General features: G+C 56.1%; 8 protein-coding genes and 4 pseudogenes. 4 read left to right on the forward strand and 8 right to left on the reverse strand.

The features are described from left to right. The first annotated feature begins 445 nt into the window (after positions 1–445). A complete protein-coding gene (locus KRAC_RS56575; RefSeq protein WP_007922548.1) occupies positions 446–3,364 on the forward strand; it encodes a PAS domain-containing sensor histidine kinase in 2,919 nt (972 codons plus the stop codon). Between the two features lie 406 nt (positions 3,365–3,770). Here the strand turns inward: KRAC_RS56575 and KRAC_RS80645 are convergent. From KRAC_RS80645 to KRAC_RS56610, 7 genes and pseudogenes are all read right to left on the reverse strand, one after another. Continuing rightward, positions 3,771–4,950 (reverse strand): annotated as a pseudogene (locus tag KRAC_RS80645) (RNA-guided endonuclease TnpB family protein). A gap of 372 nt (positions 4,951–5,322) precedes the next feature. Then, positions 5,323–5,703 (reverse strand): annotated as a pseudogene (locus KRAC_RS77860) (AAA family ATPase); the annotation flags it as partial. 39 nt (positions 5,704–5,742) lie between these two features. Next, a complete protein-coding gene (locus KRAC_RS56590; RefSeq protein WP_007922550.1) occupies positions 5,743–6,780 on the reverse strand; it encodes a LacI family DNA-binding transcriptional regulator in 1,038 nt (345 codons plus the stop codon). A 112-nt stretch (positions 6,781–6,892) separates the two neighbouring features. Then, positions 6,893–8,055, reverse strand: a pseudogene (locus KRAC_RS56595) (RNA-guided endonuclease InsQ/TnpB family protein). A gap of 189 nt (positions 8,056–8,244) precedes the next feature. Continuing rightward, on the reverse strand, positions 8,245–9,819 hold the full coding sequence (locus KRAC_RS56600) for a carboxylesterase/lipase family protein (RefSeq protein WP_007922551.1): 1,575 nt from the start codon (positions 9,817–9,819) through the stop codon (positions 8,245–8,247). Positions 9,820–9,908: 89 nt separating this feature from the next. Beyond that, on the reverse strand, positions 9,909–11,246 hold the full coding sequence (locus KRAC_RS56605) for an MFS transporter (protein WP_007922552.1): 1,338 nt from the start codon (positions 11,244–11,246) through the stop codon (positions 9,909–9,911). A 663-nt stretch (positions 11,247–11,909) separates the two neighbouring features. Further along, positions 11,910–14,672, reverse strand: a complete 2,763-nt coding sequence (locus tag KRAC_RS56610; RefSeq protein ID WP_007922554.1) for a glycoside hydrolase family 78 protein — start codon at positions 14,670–14,672, stop codon at positions 11,910–11,912. Positions 14,673–15,033: 361 nt separating this feature from the next. Between KRAC_RS56610 and KRAC_RS56615 the strand changes: the two are divergent. Next, positions 15,034–16,388: pseudogene (locus KRAC_RS56615) on the forward strand (RNA-guided endonuclease InsQ/TnpB family protein). Positions 16,389–16,450: 62 nt separating this feature from the next. Here the strand turns inward: KRAC_RS56615 and KRAC_RS78920 are convergent. Then, a complete protein-coding gene (locus tag KRAC_RS78920; RefSeq protein ID WP_274532239.1) occupies positions 16,451–16,867 on the reverse strand; it encodes a ribbon-helix-helix domain-containing protein in 417 nt (138 codons plus the stop codon). A 50-nt stretch (positions 16,868–16,917) separates the two neighbouring features. On the opposite strand from KRAC_RS78920, the gene KRAC_RS56625 reads away from it, so the two are divergent. Together KRAC_RS56625 and KRAC_RS78925 are read left to right on the forward strand one after the other, a co-directional pair. Further along, positions 16,918–18,045: an RNA-guided endonuclease InsQ/TnpB family protein gene (locus KRAC_RS56625; protein ID WP_007922558.1), complete on the forward strand. Its 1,128-nt coding sequence runs from the start codon at positions 16,918–16,920 to the stop codon at positions 18,043–18,045. Between the two features lie 105 nt (positions 18,046–18,150). Next, positions 18,151–18,279, forward strand: coding sequence for a hypothetical protein (locus KRAC_RS78925; RefSeq protein ID WP_007922559.1), 129 nt, complete (start codon positions 18,151–18,153; stop codon positions 18,277–18,279). The last annotated feature ends 469 nt before the right edge of the window (positions 18,280–18,748 follow it).

Below are 18,748 nucleotides of genomic sequence, written 5' to 3' on the forward strand. Positions count from 1 at the left end.
CACACCCGTTTTCTTTGCATGACGTGCGCACGTCTTCTCCGCTTCTCCGATAGGTTGGAAGCTAAATCATGTTTCCTCGACCGTGTATCAGGCTTTGCCGCCCGATAGTTGTCCAGTCAATGTTCCCGATGGATCTGCGGAAAAACCGCCTTCAGATGCTGATGGTTGTGTGCAGAAGGTATCCATGTACAAAGCTATCAAGGATTCCAGCAAACGACAGCCATTGAGCATATTTTTACAAGTTCCACTGAGGTCTATATGTCTCATTGATGTGCAGAAGCCGACAGTCCTATGAAGAGGACGAACGATTTCACCAATATCTCATCGTACAGCTCGCTTGTTTCTCGAAGAGAGCGCATCATTTCACGAGACGCCTTGAGGTGAGAGCAGGCACGCAGTTTCGCTACCAGGGATGGGGATACGCGTAAGGGAGGTTGACCGCGTTATGTTGAAGACAAGGCAAATCAAGCGTCTCACCCCAGAGTCTCATGAGACGCTCCTCACTATTCTCGAGGCACTTCCTGGGGCCTTGTTTGTTCTGGATGATGCCTCAACGATCATCTATGCCAATGCAAGCGCACAGGCCTTGACCGGAGTCGCACCAGAGACACTGGTTGGAAACAGCTTCTGGCGCTGCGCGCCACAGTTGGTGAGCACTGCGCTCTACCAGGCCATCCAGAAGACGAAACAGACCCGAGCCCTGACCGAGGTGCAGTATGTGTCTCCCGTGACGGGGAGCTGGTTGCACGTGCATCTCTCTCCGACCGCTGGGGGACTCACCTTGCAGTTCCATGAGATGGAAGCCCCAGCCCACCGCCAGGAGATCGTTCACCAGCGCGGGTCCCTCTCCATGGATGTCCTCAAGAACATGCGTGCTGGGATCGCCTTTCTGACCCCCGATGGGATCGTGTTGGACCTCAATGAGGTCCTGTTAGACGATGCGCACATCAGACGCGAAGAGGTGGTTGGCAACCCCCTGGTCGAAGGCCCCTGGTGCTCCTCTTCTCCTGCCAGTCAGGCGCAATTACGCGCCGCCATCGCGCGAGCCAGCATGGGTGAAACGGTGCGTTTTGAGACGCTGGTTCACCCCAGAGAAGGAATGGAGCTTTCCCTTGATGTCGCGATCACCCCCCACAGTGATGCGGAGCACCACATCGAGTACCTCGTCCTCGCTGGCGTCGACATCACCACACGCAAGCGCGCCGAAGCGGAACTCCACGCCCTCATCGATGCCATACCCCAGCAAGTCTGGACCATGAGACCCGACGGGTATATCGACTATTCTAATCAACGCTGGCTTGACTATACCGGCTTGAGCACCGAACAAGCACAGGGTGACGGGTGGATCCAGTGCCTGCATCCCGATGACCAGCAACGCATCGGGGACGCATGGCAGATGTCCAGGGAAACAGGCACCCCCTTTGAGACAGAACAGCGCCTGCGCCATGGCACGACCGGAGCCTATCACTGGTTTTTAGCCCGCGCCATGCCGATGCGCGATAAAACAGGCCAGATCATCAAATGGTTTGGCACCTGCACCGACATTCACGACAAAAAGCAGGCCGAAGACGAAATCCGTGTCCTAGTCGATGCCATCCCCCACCTCGTCTGGATAAAGCGCCCTGATGGCTCAGCTGAATACGCGAACCAACGCTGGCGTGACTATACCAACATGACCGCCGAACAAGCTCAAGGAGACGGCTGGCTCCATGCCATCCACCCCGATGACCAGCAGCGCGTGCTGGAGGGGTGGCAGCGTTCCGTCCAAACTGGCATGCCGTATGAAGCGGAGCTGCGCATGCGCCATGGCACGACCGGAGAGTACCGCTGGTTCCTTGTCCGAGCCATGCTGCACAAGGATGCTCAGGGCACACCCCTAAAATGGTTTGGCACCTGCACCGACATCGATGACCGGAAACGGGTCGAGCACCAGCTCAAAGAAAGCTGGGAGAACTGGCGCGTGCTGGCCGAAACGGTGCCGCAGTTCGTCTGGACGACACAGCCAGATGGATCGGTAGAGTACTGGAGTCAACGGTGGTATGACTATACCGGTTCCTCCCCCGAACAAGCATTGGGTCAGAGATGGAACCAGTTTTTACACCCCGACGATGATGAGAGCACCCTGACGATCTGGCGGCATGCGCTTGAAGCGGGTGAATCCTACGAGATTGAATATCGTCTCAAGGAGGGCCAAACGGGGGAGTATCGCTGGTTCTTAACTCGCGGCATGCCGGTGCGCGATGAAACGGGCCAGATCCTCAAGTGGTTTGGCACCTGCACCGACATCGAGGATCAGAAGCGTATCGAGACAGCCTTGCGCCAGAGTCAGGAGCGTGCGAGCATCCTGATGAACTCCAACATTATCGGCATCAACGTCATCGAAGGTGAACAGATTGTGGACGCTAATGACGCCTTTCTGCACATGACGGGTTATACTCGCGAAGACCTTCGCGCGCGGCACATGAACTGGTTACATATGACGGCGCCAGAGTATCTGGATCGTACCTGCGAGGCCCATCAGGAACTTGCCGCCCAGCAGTCGTTGACGCCCTATGAGAAAGAGTACGTGTGTAAAGATGGCAGTCGCCTACCAGTGCTCGTGGGCGGGGTTGCCTTAGAGCATCACCCGCGTCAGGCAATCAGCTATGTGCTGGATAACTCGGCGCGCAAGGAACTCGAGCAACGTAAGGATGCCTTTATCAGCATGGCCAGCCATGAACTGAGGAACCCACTCGCTGCCTTGAAACTGCAGGCCACCTTGCTGCACCGGCAACTGGCTAGGCAAGGGCTCGAGGCTTCTGCTCCGGCTCTTTCTCGCATGCAGACCCAGATCAACACCGTCACCCGGCTCGTAGAAGAGTTGCTGGATGTCTCCAAGATCCAGGCAGGCAGGCTGGAGTACATCCGGGAGGCGGTCAATCTGGATGCCTTGCTCCGTGAGGTGGCCGACACGATGCAGCAGATCAAGACGACCCATACCGTTGTGGTGCGTGGCGCAACTTTCTGCTCTCTGGTGGGGGACAAAGACCGGCTGGGGCAGGTCTTCACCAACCTGCTCAGCAATGCCATCAAGTATTCACCCGATGCCAGGACCGTCGAGATGGAACTCTCCGCCACCGAAGATGCGGTCACTGTCCGGGTGCGGGATCATGGCCTGGGCATCCCACAAGAGCAGCGCGACAAGATTTTTGAGCGCTTCTATCGAGCCGTTGGTCCCAGGCAACCGACGATCCCTGGTCTGGGCATGGGATTGTATATTGTGGCCGAGATCGTGAAGGGCCATGGGGGAACCATCACTGTGGACAGCGCCGCCGGGAAAGGATCGACCTTTACGGTCACCCTTCCCAAAAGGAGGGATACCTGACCGTGGAAAGCACGCTGCGCACGTGATAAGGAAACGCCCTGAAAAGTGAGTGAGCACCTTTTGCCTTGGCAAGCGAGCACTCTTCGGGGCACGTGCTCGCTTGTCGGATCTGTCTCAAAGTCACAAACCATCTCCCATCTGGCGAGAAGACGCCATCCATCTTGCCCTGCCACGCACTCGTCAGTGTTGCGAGCTGCCACCCTTCCCTTGACCATACCTGAAGGCAATCTTCTCCATCACGGAAAACCAGTAACCTTCCGTCAGGGGAGAGTAGAGGAAACAGTGCCCGAATATGAAATGTCTGTTGATAGGTCCAATTTCGTACCTACCTCTATCTCACAACTGATCAAATGCGTTTTTACCAGTTGACATCCTCCCCACGGCTCAAGCCGTGGGATTCCTCGAATCACTTCGAGGCTTTCCTGCTTCGTCGAGAACTGCCTGGTTTGGTTTTCACCGCTCCAGGTCTTCTGCTCTCTCCACAGGCATGAACCGTGAGTCCCACGGCAAGGATATTGTTTGCTGCATTGATGTCACGGTCGTGATGGACACCACATTCAGGGCAGGTCCATTCACGCACATCAAGCGTGAGAGCGTCGAGAAGATGACCGCACTCGAAACAGCGCTTACTGGAAGGGTACCACCGATCAATCTTGACCAGGGTTCGACCATACCAGTCGGCTTTGTATTCCAATTGGGACACAAACGCAGACCATCCGACATCGCTTATCGCTTTGGCGAGCTTCTCGTTCTTGACCATGTTTTTGACTGCCAGCGACTCAACACAGATCGTTTGGTTTTCACGGATCAGTCGTGTCGAGAGCTTGTGCAGGCGCGTCACGGCGCCGATCAGCGATACGGGCATGAAGACGCGCTACCTTCTTGCGTGCCTTGTCTCGATTCTTTGAGCCCTTTTTCTTCCTGGCATGACGACGTTGTGCTTTGGCAAGCTTCTTCTCATCTTTGTGAAAGAATTTGGGATTGCCCACGATCTCACCAGTCGAGAGAACCACAAAGGACTTCAAGCCAAGATCAGCACCAAGAGCATTCTCATTAGAGGGTAAATGTTCAATCTCATCTTCAGCTAGAATGCTGATAAAGTAGCGATCAGCACAGTCTTTGGTGATGGTCACACTCGAAGGAGTTACATCATCAGGAAGAGGACGCGACCAGCGAATATCAAGTGGCTCACTCATCTTAGCGAGTGTAAGAGCCCCATTGCGCCATGTGAAGGCCGTGCCAGCATAGGTAGCAGATTGACGGTTGCTTTTCTTCTTGAAGGTAGGATACTCTGCGCGACCTTCAAAGAAATTAATGAAAGCTCTATCGAGGTGACGCAAGGATTGCTACAAAGGAACGGATGCAACTTCAGAAAGCCATGAATACTCTTTCTGCTTTTTCAAGTCAGGGAGCAGAGCAGAAAGATCTTTGTAGTAGAGGCGTTGGTTGTCATTGTAGAAGGCATCCGTCTTCTTACGCAACGCCCAATTATAGACGAAACGAACACAACCAAAAGTACGAGCAAAAATCGGTTTCTGCTCGTCAGAGGGATAAAACCTGTACTTGTAGGCGCGTTTCCGTTTCATATTCTACATTTTAGTATATAGCATGTAGAAAGTCAAAAGAAAGGAACGGCGTCATTCATCCCCATAGCTAGAAGCAAGGGGTCCTCTGACGCCTAATTAGAGATAGAAGCGAGCAATTTGCTCGGACAATGCGTCGAGTACGATTTGGGCAACATGTTCGATCCGGCCTATACGATGGTATGCAAATTAAAGAAGGAATTTTTGGCGTAATAGCGGTCCCAATATTTTTTCTTGCTAAGCAAGAGAAGAAAATGGACAACATTAGAAGCAGTTAGTGAGAGACTGAAGCTCCCCGCGCTAAAGCGACGGGGGTTCCAGGGGTTCGGCCCACGCTTCCTGTCCTTCTCGCTTCAACAAGAAAGCTGGCTCTAGAGGAAGGGCGCGGGCCTCTTGCCAGGCGGGGTCAGCGCGCATGCGGCGCAGGCGCTGTTGTCCTTGGGAGAGGATGGCGTTGTAGAGCTGACGAGCGGCTTCCAGATGGGCGCGCAGGCGGGCGGCTTGCCCTGGATCGACGGCCAGAGGCAACTCGAGCAGAAAGGTGGGGGTCGCAGGTCGCTTCTCCTGCTGTTCCTTCTTCTTGCGTTGTCCCTGACACTTCTTCGGCATTGTGGCCCCTTCTTCGAACACACACGTGATCTCGATCCACTGACGTCTATTGTACCAGAGGAACGGGAAGAACGCTAGTTCTAGGTATCTGACCCTGCTCTCTTTCCTCTCATCCAGCAGAGGCGGCGATTCATCCCCGGCATCAATGACCGGGGCTTTCTCGCCGCGTTCTCTGTAAAAGGGAAATCACGTTGATTCCCGGATAAGGAGCCGTGGTTGGAGTGGGCGGGTCAGCTCTGCCGGGATGGCCTGCCCGCTGCGCAGCGCTAACAGCATCTCGATGGCGCGCTGGCCAATGGCTTGATTGTCGGCGTGGATGGTTGTCAAGGCTGGCTGGATAAATTCGCCAAAGGAGACATTATCCGTGCCCAGGACCGCGATATCCTCTGGAACGCGGAACTTTCGATCCGCCAGCGCTCTGAGCAGGGGCAGCGCGTAATCATCGTTGTATGCGTAGATAGCAGTGGGGTGACCTGGTCCATCCAGATATGTCTCGATCAGGGCGCGCGCGCCGGAGAGCGAGAGGTGCATGGGGAGGATCTGGAGGGTTGCCCCTGGAGTCTGGGAGATAATCGCACGCATTCCCTCCAGGCGCTGCTGAAAGCCGTAGGCGGCGGCGGCATCGTCCGGGTGGACAAGTCCGAGATGGTGGTGCCCCCGCTCCAGGAGATGCTGAGCCGCCAGGGTGCCAGCTTCGTATGAGGGCAAAACAATGCAGGACGTATACGTCGCGGGCTCGGCCGAGACCAGCACGACCTGTTCAACGCCCATCTGCCTGGCTCGCGCGACTTGCTGCTCGGTCATGCTGCGAGCGGTCGCGATAATCCCCATAGGCCGGCGCGCAAAGATGCGCCGCAGCAGTTCTTCTACCTGCTGCGGAGGAAGGCCGTGACTGACATACAGAACCGGTGCCAGATTGTAAGAAAAGGTTTGCTGCTGGATCGCGGCAAACAGCTCAAAGAGGTGGGCCGAAACCGGCACATCAGCAATTAAGCAGATTTCATCGCTCTGCCCCTTGCGCAAAGCTCGCGCCGAAGGATGAATGCTATAGCCCAGCTCTTGAGCGGCCTGCCAGATTTTTGCCTGGACCTCCTGGCTGACATGGGTACGCTGAACGCCGTTGAGCACGTACGAGACAGCCGCCTGTGAGACGCCTGCTCGTCGCGCCACATCGACGCTGGTGGGAGCCGCCTGGCGCGCTGTCCGGGGCTTTTTTTCTGGCATATCATCTCTGCTCCGATTAATGTAGGAAAACGTATGCAAGCATCGCCTTCCAGATCTTTCGTTGTTGCTGCTTCACTCGTAGGTGCCTCAAGACCGGTTGGTCTTTTTGGTCTTACCCCGCGTCCACAGCCAAGTTTACGCCATCGTCCGAGCCAGTACCGGTGGCGACTCGATCTATGAGCCCGATCAAGCGCAGGGCTTCCCGCAGCACATTCTGAGCGGCATTGTGATCCCGATCTTGCGGGAATTGATAGTACGGGCATGAGGGATTCTGACAGACAAACACCCGGTCTTTGAGCGTCATGTCTTCCCATTTCCACCCGCAGCAGTGACAGGTTTTACTGGAAGGAAAGAAGCGGCCCACCTTGATCACCTGTCCCCCGCGTTGCGCGACCTTGGCCTCCAGCAGACGCCTGAGCGCGCCCAGCGAGGCATCAGAGAAGGAGCGAGCCAGGCGTCGGTTCTTGAGGAGTCCCTTGAGATTCAAGGTTTCCACTCCCACGATCCCATAACTGTCCGCCAGTCGGGGGTCAGTTTCTGGAGCGCATCTTCGCGTAGACAGCCAATGCGGTAGTGCAGGCGTGCGACCTGCCTGCGGGCTTGCTCCCGGTTGTTTGATCCTGGTTTGCGACGATGCAGGCGCTTGTTCGCCCGGCGCAGTTTCCCCAGAGCCGTTTTGAGGAAGGCTTGGTTCTCGACTTCCTCTCCCGTACTCAAGGTCGCCAGGCGGTTGAGCCCGACATCGATGCCCACCGCTGCCGGTTTCTTCACCGGGATCTCATCAGGCATCTCCACCTGGATTGAGACAAACCACCAGTCCGCGGTTTTGGTGATCCGAGCACCGGTGACCTTGCCAGCAAAGCGGAGATTCTCGGCCATATTCACCCATCCGAGCTTGGGAACCCAAATGCGATGATCCCCCAGTTCAAACTGATCGTTGGCGAGATAGAAGCTGGGTTTACTGCGCTTTTTGCTTTTAAACTTCGGGTGACAGGCTTTGCCTTCAAAAAAGGCTGTAAAGGCTTTTCCCAGATCCAGGAACGGCTGATCCGAGGCGTTCTTGGTGACCTCCCAGGTCCAGGGGAATTGCTCGCGCCGGATTTCATTGAAGTGCTTCTTGAGTTTCAAGGCGGTCGATTTCTCCCCCGCCTCATACTGCCGGTTCCATTCGGCCAACGCCCAATTCCACACGAATCGTGCAACCCCTGCTGCTTTCGCCAAGTAGACGTGTTGTTCTTTGGTCGGATGCAGACGTATTTTATGCGCACGAATCATGTGTTTACTCACTTATTCTACGCTAAACTATCTCATGCCTTTTTATTATAGAACGTTTATTCTTCTTTGTCAAGAGAAAAGCTTTGTATGCTCCTTGATACCCTCTCAATACATTTTCTTCGCTTTTGGTCAACTGTTAAATTCTCTTTTCTCTGGGTGAGGCTTGTGGCAAAAGCTTTCCTGGCAAAATTATGCCCCGCTGGCTTCTGTGCTGTCAAGTTCCCCAGCCACCGAGAAGAAATCGTCCCAGACCTGGCGTTCGGCCGCTTGAGGGTCATTGATCACCTGGCACATTTCGTGAAAGATCATGGTGCCCCGGCGCTCAAGATCGTAGGCTGGCCAGGTTGGGAGCTCGGGAATGTTGGGGTCTCCGGTGCGTGCAAAGGCGATCCAGGCCGCTTGCATTCCGCAGGCCAGCTCACGCGGAGGATTCGCTCCAAGCAGCACGCTCATACTCGACGCATCCAGCTTATTCCAGACAAAGGGCAGTTCCAGCGCGTGACACGCCCCGAATTTCAGGTGAGGCGAGGGCCAGTCAAAGCGGTACATCCAGACGCGTCCGCCCTGTCGCACTTGCTGTTCTGCCAGGCGAATTGATGGGATGCGCGCCGCGTAATCGGTGATTATCTCCAGCAGGAGATCTTGCAATTTCTCGTCAGGCATCCTCAAGGCGAAGCATGCCAGAGCCCGCCAGAAAGCGCGTTTGCTTTTGCTGTAGGTCCGCAAAATTTTCAGAGCGTTCTTTCTGAGTTCTGGTGAAATAGCAGCAGAAGCGAGCGAGGATTCGCGCTTCTCCCCGGTGATCGTGTCGGTAAAGAGTCTGGCCTCATCGCGATTGGTCCCGATCAGCAGCGTCACATCTCTGGCCGCGCCCCGCGTGAGCGCTTGCAGAGGCGTTGCGAGCAGATCTTTGCCATCGAGTACCGGCTGAATGCCGCCGAAGCGACCATCTTTGATCAAGCGAGCCTGAGCGGCCAGCAGCTTTTCATAAGGGAGGGTCCACAGCGCGGCGATCTCGCTGGTTTTCAGGCCAAGGATTTCCAGAAACGTTTGGGTCTTCTGACTGGCGGCCTTTTTATCTGGTACATCGCTGGCCGGGCCACTCTCAAGAATCGCCCTCTGAAACAGTCCTCTGGCCACTGGCATACCGAAAAGCATCGCGATGCTGATCGCGCCTGCCGACTCGCCGAAGGCCGTGATGTTGTCGGGATCTCCCCCGAAGACCGCGATATTCTCACGGACCCATTGGAACGCCGCAATTTGATCCAGCAGGCCGCAATTTCCTGAAGAGGCATAGGCTTCCCCTGCCAGCTCTGCCAGGTAGAGAAAGCCCAGGACGCCCAGGCGATAATTGATAGTCACGAGGACCAGATCGCCTCGCTCGGCAAAGTCCGCCCCATCATAATCGGATTGTGAGCCAGATCCGTTCAGCAAGGCGCCGCCATGTAGCCAGACCATGACCGGGCGCTTCCGACCGTCTTGGCGTGGCGCCCAGATATTGAGATACAAGCAATCCTCGCTTTGCGGCTCCGGCATCTCTACTTCCAGCGTGCCATTCGCCAGCAGGAAAGGGAGCTGTGGCGCGATCGGGCCAAAGGTCGTCGCATTGCGTACGCTTGCCCAGGGTTCCGGCGGCTGTGGCGGCTGGAAGCGGCGCGCTCCCACCGGAGGAGCCGCGTACGGAATGCCTTTCCAGGCGATGACCTTGCCCAGGTCCGCGCCCCGGATTTTTCCCGAATGCGTCTCAACAATCGTTTCGTCCATGTCTTCAATCCCTTCTTAGAAATAGCAGAAAACCCGGTTTGCTGGCCCTGTATGTCAGGTCTTGCAGCAGGGCCAGCAAAGATATCATCTTATCTTACACCCTTGATTGGCAGGACGAGAAGCGCCCCCAGGAATGTGAGGACTGCTGCGAGCAGGTAGAGGCTGGTGTAGCCCACGTCCACATTAGAGGCAAAGAGGCTGATCGCGAGGGCGCCCAGCGAGGGCGCGATGAATTGCGCGAGACTCAGCGCGATGCCGATCACGCCCATATCCTTGCCGCGATCTTCGGCGCGCGGGAGTACCTGAGTGACCAGCGCACTATCCACAGCAGAATAGGCGCCGAAGGCGATGCCAATCAGGACGAAGGCGACGATGGTCGCGGGCCAGTTATGCACAAAGGCCAGGGTCAGCAGGCTCAGTCCTAGCAGAATGCTGGACATAATGACAAACGGCTTCCGGCTCCCCAAGCGGTCTGAAGCGAAGCCGGCCAGCAGGACAGAAAAGAGGGAAGTAATCAAGGCGATGGCGCTTAAAAGGGTGACGCCAGCATCGACGCTCTGGCCGGGAAAGAGCCGGGCATAGTGGATCACGTCGCGCAGGTAATAGTTACTATAGCCAATTCCCACAAAATAACCGAGCAGCACCAGGAAGCGCGTGACCCAGGCAAAGCCAAAGTCCGGGAAGCGGCGCGGACTCACCCAGAAGTTCGCGAGAAAGGCTCCCAGGCGAAACGGTGGGCGGGCCTCTCTGGGCAGGCGTGGCTCACGATAGAAGAGCGTAAAGCCACCAACCAGCACCAGGCCAATCGGCAGCAGCGTGTAATAGGCCACAGAGAACGACTGCTTGCTGGCACTCAGCACAAAGGTGACGAGGATTAACCCTAAAAGTGCGCTGAGTGAGGTGGCGAGGCCCGCCACCGCCGAGGCGATACCACGCTGCTGGACAGGGACGCGATCCGGGATGATCACGTTCAGCACGCTATACATCACATTTCCACTGAAGTTCATCAGGCTCCAGCCAATCGCTACCAGCAGAATACTGTTCGCACTGGAGAGAAACACGAGCGCGACCGCCACGGCTAGCGCTCCACCGAGTATCCAGGGGCGCCGTCGGCCCAGCCGCGAGGTGGTCCGATCGCTCAGAGCACCGCTCAGGAGCGTGCTGACGATACCAGCAAGCCCTCCAAGCGTAGAGATCACGCCGAGCATAGCCACTTTGTGAAGTGGGTCAAGCGCGTTTACCTGATCGGGTACCAGAAGCTGGAGTACCGGAATGCCGACGAGGAGCCAGCTCATATTGGCGAGCGTTAGCATCACCAGAAAGCCGCGCCCGACAGGCGTGATGGGTGGGCGCAAAACCTCAGCGATGGCGTCTCCGGCATCCGTGGACACTGGAGACGCCTGAGATGCTGGAACAAAATCTGCCATGGAGTGTGTTTTCCTTTCATCGAATACCAAATACTATGAGTACGGTGGGTGTCTCTTCCTTCTCATGCGTCGATGCATGAGAAGGAAAGTCGTGTTGGCACCGTGAATGGAGCGACGCCCCTTGCGCGCGTCGTTTGCCTCCACGCAATTCTGTTTGCCAGGGACCACCAACGCACAAGGGACGCTGCTCCATCAGTGGAAATCGCGTGAGGTGGGAACCCCTGGCGTGCAGACATGGGGAGGAGCGTCACGCGCTCCTTTCCCCGTTGTCCTCGCTTGCGTCAGAAGAGCATGCGAACACCGTTGGTGACACGCTTTGCAACGGCGCTCGTCTGAGATGCCCGCAGTCCGCTCACTCGAGAGCGGTGCGCACCGTCAACGCGCAGAACATGCGCAGGGTAGTATGGTGAGGGGGAACGCAGCGTCTCCGCGAGACCACCCTGGAGACGCCGTCCTGTGTGGGGCGGCTGTTCTCGCAGCTCGGGCCTGGCCGTGCCACCTTGAGGTGGTTCGACCGAACGCACCCGTCCCACTGGGTCCCCGGATCAGCCGGGAACCCGTGCATCCGTTCCTCGCCGAAGGTGAGATGCAAGCTCCTCCTTTCGCTAGGGGTCTTGGTGACTCGCAAGCAGAGAATATGCCTGCTTTTTCACGGATTTGGTATTATGCATTGGGATATGTAAATGTATATATGCCTGAGTCTAGCTCCACGATGATCCCTGAACTCTCCTGGCGCACCTGCCTGATTCCCTCGCTCGTTTCCAGTGGTTGTCCACTTTCTTTTACTTCGGCACCGGCTGATCCGGGCAAATGGACGCTGGCCGTGGTGTTGGAGGGAACGGTGACCGTCAGCGTGAAGATGCCGTCCTGGAGCTGCCACCAGCTCGCGATCTCTCCATAGAGCGACTGATAGGTCACGCCAGCATGCGTCAGGCCGCCGCCTGGACGGGGCTGGAAAATGATCCGTTTATACCCAGGCGCGCCGGGGTTAAGTCCCGCCACCACCTGATAGAGCCACTCTCCGACCGCACCATAGGAGTAATGATTGAGCGAAAGCTGCGGCGTGCCATCTTCCTTGATGCCTTCCCAGGATTCCCAGATCGTGGTTGCCCCTCGCTTCACGGCATACAACCATGATGGAGCGGTTTCTTGCAAGAGGAGATCATAGGCCACATCCAGGTATCCATTGGTGCTCAGGACATGACAGAGAAAGGGGGTCGAGAGAAAACCGGTGCCGAGATGGGTGTTGACCCGCCTGACTAATTGCACCAGCCGCTGGACCGCGGCGGGGCGCAATTGCTCAGGCAGAAGGTCGAAGGCCAGGGTACGTACATAGGATGCTTGCTTCTCTGGACGAATCCGGCCATCTCTGCCGATGAATTCAGCAATATATGCCTCTTTGATCTGCCGATACAACGCGGCATATTCACGCGCATCGTCATCCTTGCCCAGCACCCGCGCGATTTCGGCCAGCAGGCCGGCTGAGCGTGCGAAGTACGCGGTCGCCACAAGCGGAGCGGAGAACAGGGTGCGCCACAGAATGCCCGCGATCATCTTGACAAGCCCCACATCTCCCGGCTCTAACCACTCGCCCCAGTGGTATTTCGTATTCCACAAGAAGGCTTCGCGCGCCCGTCGCTTGCGGCTGAACCAGCGTACCGGCGCCAGTCGCCTCACCCAATGCCAGTTTCGTGCGTTGTGCCGCTCATATTCTACCCAGGCTTGCATACTGGGGTACTGCTCCTCCAGGAGACGCCGATCGCCATAGATCTGGTAGAGCGTCCAGGGAACTAGCACAGCTGCATCTCCCCAGCCAGCCGACCCCTCGCGGATTGAGCCATGCGAGGCCGGTGGCGAAGGGATTCGGTTGGGAACCATGCCGTCAGATCCCTGCTCGGCAGCCAGATCTTTGAGCCATTTCGTCAAAAATCCGGCGGTCTCTAGATGGAACGAGCCAGTTCGCGCGAAAATCTGGGCATCACCGGTCCAGCCGGAGCGTTCGCGCGTGGGACAGTCAGTGGGAATCTCCAGGAAGTTACTCTTCTGGCTCCAGAGGATATTGTGCTCTAACTGGTTAATCAGTGCATTTGAGCAGGAGAAGGTTCCCGTTTCCGGCAGATCGGAATAGAGCGCAATCCCCGTAATCTGTTCAGGAGAGAGCCGGCCGGGGAAGCCTTCAAGCTTGACATAACGAAAGCCATGCGCGGTAAAACGCGGTGTATAGATTTCCTCTCCATCGCCTTTCAGGATGTAGTGGTCTTCCTGCGAGACTTTTGCCAGCAACGGCACTTCCATATTTTTCATGGTGAAATTGCCATGCTCGTCGAGCGTTTCGCCATAATACAACGTGACGATCGTTCCCCTCGGTCCCTGGACGCGTAAGCGCACCACTCCAGCAAAATTTTGCCCCAGATCAGCCACGGTCTCACCCGCCGGGGTGGTCAGCAGCGCGACCGGGGGGAACTCCTCTTTGCGCCGGACCAGCGGGCCAGCAGCTGCGATCAGCTGATTCAGGGGGAAATAGGCCAGGCGTACCCCTTGCCATTCTTTGTCGTCAAAACCCGGTCGATCCCAGCCAGGCATCTCCAAGCGCGCATCGTAGATTTCACCGTCTTTGAAATCGGCTTTCAGCAGCGGCCCGGTGGTCGCGCGCCACCGCTCATCGGTGGTCACGATTTCCGTGCTACCATCGGCATAACGCAGTTCAAGCTGGAGCAAGAGGGCCAGGCGATCTCCGTAAACATTGCGCCGGGAGGACGCGGCAATTTGCCCGCGATACCATCCATCGCTGAGAATCGCGCCCAGAGCGTTTTCCCCGGCGGACACCAGGGCGGTGACATCGTAAGTCTGGTACTGCAGGCGTTTGTGGTAGCTGGTATACCCGGGCGTAAAATAGGCATCGCCGACCCGCTGGCCATTGAGCGAAAGCTCATACAGGCCATGCCCGGTCGCGTAGATTCTCGCGGCTACAACCGGTTTGGTGGTCTCAAACCGCGTGCGCAAATAAGGGGCCGGCTTGAAAGCTTCGGGGTTATCATCCCAATCAGGCTCAATCCAACGCGCGCGCCAGTCTGCGGCTTGCAAGAGACCCATTTCCCACCACGCGGCCTCGCTCCACGCGGATACCTGGTCGTGTTCATCCCACACGCGTGCGCGCCAGGTGTAGCGCTGGCGCGACTGCAAAGGCGGGCCAGCATAAGCAACATGAGTAGATTGGTCAGAGAGTACTTTTCCCGTGTCCCAGACCTGATTCTGCCCGCTTGTAACCTGTACCTGATAGGCGGATTGGCGAGTACCCCGCCGTTTGGAAGCAATCACCCAGTTCAGACGAGGCTGGGGAATATCAATACCCAGTGGAGCTTCCTGATATTCACAACGAAGCGTATGGACAATGACAGGCGAAAGCGCATGGGGTAACAGCGTCACGAAAACCTCCTCTCACGGAGCAAGCAACATCACCGTTGTAGCCGCGCCGGGCGCCCAGAGCCGGCGCTCCTTTACGCGGCATCTCTTCGATCGGTTAACCGTATGTTATACGTATAACTCATGGCTATTCTTAATAGTATCTTCGGAATATGTGCTTGTCAAGCCCTAGTGCGGCCTGGCTCTCTGTAAATACAAACTTTCAACAAACCGCCGCAGGAGTCCCCTGTCGTTTACGCATGGGGAGGAAACCCCCACGGGAGGGGGGGCACGGTGCGGCGTTCCTTCTCGCAGAGGAGGGGAGAGGCAAACGCACACAAGGAAGGCATTGACAGGTATCGGCGACTATAGCACATTTATTCGTATGAAACACATCATCACGGCCAAACTCAAACTGCACGCGACTCCAGAACAGTTCGCGGCCTTACGGGCCACCCAACTGGCCTATCGCGATGCCCTGAATTTTGTGAGCCGCTATGCGTTTGAGCACGGCAAGATGAGCAACCAGCGACGCCTGCAAGATGGGACCGATAACGACCTTCGCGCTCGCTATGGGTCGCCAGCCCAAATGGCCTGCAATGTTGCGCGCCAAGTCGGAGCCACCTACAAAGGCCTGTGGACCAAGGTGCGTACCTCGGAGCCACCTACAAAGGCCTGTGGACCAAGGTGCGTACCAATGCAGAGTTGCGTCGGGCAGGCGTGACCAGGAAGCGCTACAAGGGACTGGATCAGGCCCCCCAGTACCTCTCTCCCACCCTGACCTACAACTACCAGCACGACTACGGCTTCAAGCACGAGCAGCAGGTCAGCATCCTCACGCTCTCTGGGCGCGTGATCGTCCCTTACAGCGGCTATGGGAAGCATGTAGCTCTGATAGCGCAAGGAGCCCGGATCGCAGCGGCCAAGCTCTGGTATGACCAGGCCAGGAAACGCTTTTATCTGCTCGTCTTCCTACAGATCGAACTCCTTGAACCGACCTTTGAACAGTACAAACAACTGGTCGGCGTTGACGTCGGCATCCGCTACCTGGCAGTCACTTCCACGGCTACGGGAGATACCTGCTTTTTCTCGGGAAAGCAGAGCAAACAACGGGTCAACCACTACGCACGCATGAGAAAACGCTTGCAACACAAAGGCACTCGCGGCTCAAAACGCTCCATCCGGCGGATCGAGCGGAGAGAGAGACGGTTGAAACGGCAAGCCAACCACCACATCGCCAGGCAGATCGTCACGACCTACCAAGAGGCCCTGATCGGCTTGGAAGACCTGACCGGCATCCGCGAACGCACCAAAGTGCACAAGCGCAAACGCAAGAAAGGCAGCAAAGGGACCGAGCCTGCGACCCCGAAGATGCGGCGCGCCAACCGGGTGCGCTCCCAGTGCTCGTTTGCCGAACTGCATGCCCTGATTGCCTATAAAGCGGCCCTGGCCGGGTCGCTGGCCATCAAAGTGGAGGCGCAGTATACCTCGCAAGCCTGGCCCAAATGTGGCTACACGCATGAGGACAATCGCCCGAACAAGGGACTGGTCTTCCATTGTGGCAAGTGTCACTACGAGTTGCACGCGGACCTGGTGGGTGCGCGCAATCAGGTCATGAGAACGCTCTACCTCCGACAAGATTGGGGGAAGATGGGGCAGTTGTCAGTTGCCCCCGATACCTCCGACAGGGAAGCCAAAGCTGAGCGCCTTCGCCGGTACTCAGAATCGCGGTGGAGTTGAGAGACAAGCTCCCGAGTTTACTCGTGGGGTCACTGACCAGTCTCAGGGACCAGCACAGATTATCAGACCGAGCGTAAGACCCCTGCCTTGAGGCATGGGGATACAAGCGAGTCCTTTGTTGGTGGATAGGGTGGCGGGGCTTGTAACCTTTCCCCATCGTATTCGGCCTGTGAGACCCCATGGCTAAAGCCATGGGGATACATGGTGCCCTTTCTCTTGACAGATTTGTACTTACAGAAAACGAGCCAGAAAGCCCCCGTGATGTATCCGGGGGATGAATGGCTCTTCCTTGTTTGGGGTGGATTGGGTGGAGTTGGACAGTAGGACGGATCATACCACAACAGAAATGCATCCACAGCACGGCGTACCAATTCCGCGACAGGGACACCCTCTTTCTCAGCTTGCTCATGCAATTTTTGGTGTTGCTTTTCATTCAGATAAATGTTTGTACGTCTCACTCTTTCACCTCTTGCATACATCAGAATTTTGATGTATAATTATAACACAAAGGAAAGGAGCAAGGGGCGCAATGCTGATCTACGAGTACAAAGTGGATGGAACCAAGGCACAATACGCTGCCATTGATGAAGCTATCCGCATTGTGCAATTTATTCGCAATACGTGCTTGCGTTTGTGGATAGATGACCACGCGACCAGGAATGACTTGCAAATGTATTGCGCCGTCCTTGCCAAAGAACACCCCTTTGTCTTCTTGCTCAATTCTCAGGCTCGTCAAGCCAGTGCGGATCGGGCGTGGTCTGCCGTTGCACGCTTCTATGACAACTGCCGTAACCACAAGCCCGGCAAGAAAGGCTATCCCCGTTTTCAGCACGATAACCGAAGCGTCGAGTACAAGACAACCGGGTGGAAACTCGACCCTGATGGCAAGCACATCACCTTCACCGATGGGTGTGGTATTGGGAGGGTACGTTTAATCGGGAGTCGTGATCTTGCGACTCGCCCCATACCCGCCATCACTCGTGTTCGTCTCATCCGGCGTGCAGACGGCTACTACTGCCAATTTGCTATTGTTGCTCAACGACATATTGAACATATTCCCACTGGCAAGCAGGTTGGAATTGACGTTGGTTTGAAGGCGTTTTTCACCGATTCTGAAGGGAACACCGTCGAGAATCCCCGCCACTATCGCAAGGCTGAAAAGCGTCTCAAACGCTTGCAACGTCGCCTCTCACGCAAACAGAAGAAGAGCAAAAACCGCAAAAAAGCTCGTCAAGCCGTCGCCAAAGCGCATCTCAAAGTCCAAAGGCAGCGCGAAGATTTTGCCAGAAAACAGGCAAACGCGCTCGTCACATCTCACGATTTGATTGCCTTTGAAGAGTTGCAGATTCGCAACATGGTGAGGAACAGGCACCTTGCCAAGAGCATCCACGATGCTGGATGGGGGCAATTTCTGCTTTGGGTCAAGTATTATGCAGTAATACATACAATCCCTGTCATAGCAGTATTCCCCCACTATACTAGTCAAGCGTGTAGTGCGTGTGGAACGCTTGTGAAGAAAACCTTGAGTGTGCGTACGCATGTGTGTACGGGGTGTGGTGTGGTTTTAGACAGGGATCATAACGCCGCATTGAACATTTTGCAAAAAGCTCTCAGTACCGTAGGGCATACGGGAACTGATGCATCTGTGAGTGCATGAAACGCTTCTGGACAGGAGGGCCACTACACTATCTCAGCAATGGGATGGCGCAAGTCACCTGGATGAAGGAAGAAGCCCCCTGGATTTATCCGGGGGAGTGTCAAGATGCTCAGTCAACAGCTTACGCCCCTTGAGTTCCTCTTCAGTCCGCTGCTGATCCTGGCAACCCTGCTGTTTCTCCTGCTTGTTGTCACGCTGGCCAGCGTTGGCCCGGCTCTCACAGCTTCATGGTAAATGACCTACCAAGTGGATCTGTCTCAAATTTGGTGAAGGATGAGTTTATTCCCCTAGCAACCTCCACTTCTTGAGCTCAAGAATTTCATGCGTTCCTGCTAAAATAAGAGCTTATCACCAAGATTGATACTGCTGGCGAACCTTAGAGAGAGCGATGAGGTAGCTAGGGAACAGGCGTAGCGTGAAGAGGCCCGGATCTGCGAACACCCTTGAGTCAAACAGAAGCCTGACAAAAGGAGGAATTGCTGATATATTCCGCATTTCACTGAAGATTGAGGAGCTTTCAACATGCTTGGGATCCAGACGCGCTCTTTACAATGCCATTCTGATGCGGTCGAGAGGGGTTCGCCAGCAGTATCAAGATTGAGACAGAGCCACCAAGTGGGCAGGTTTTGACCTCAAAGGTTAGCACTTGCCCTCAATGTTGAGCAGCACAGCGGTTGACACGCTGAAAAAGCGCCAGAGAGGC

This window comes from Ktedonobacter racemifer DSM 44963, assembly GCF_000178855.1.
GTDB lineage: Bacteria > Chloroflexota > Ktedonobacteria > Ktedonobacterales > Ktedonobacteraceae > Ktedonobacter > Ktedonobacter racemifer.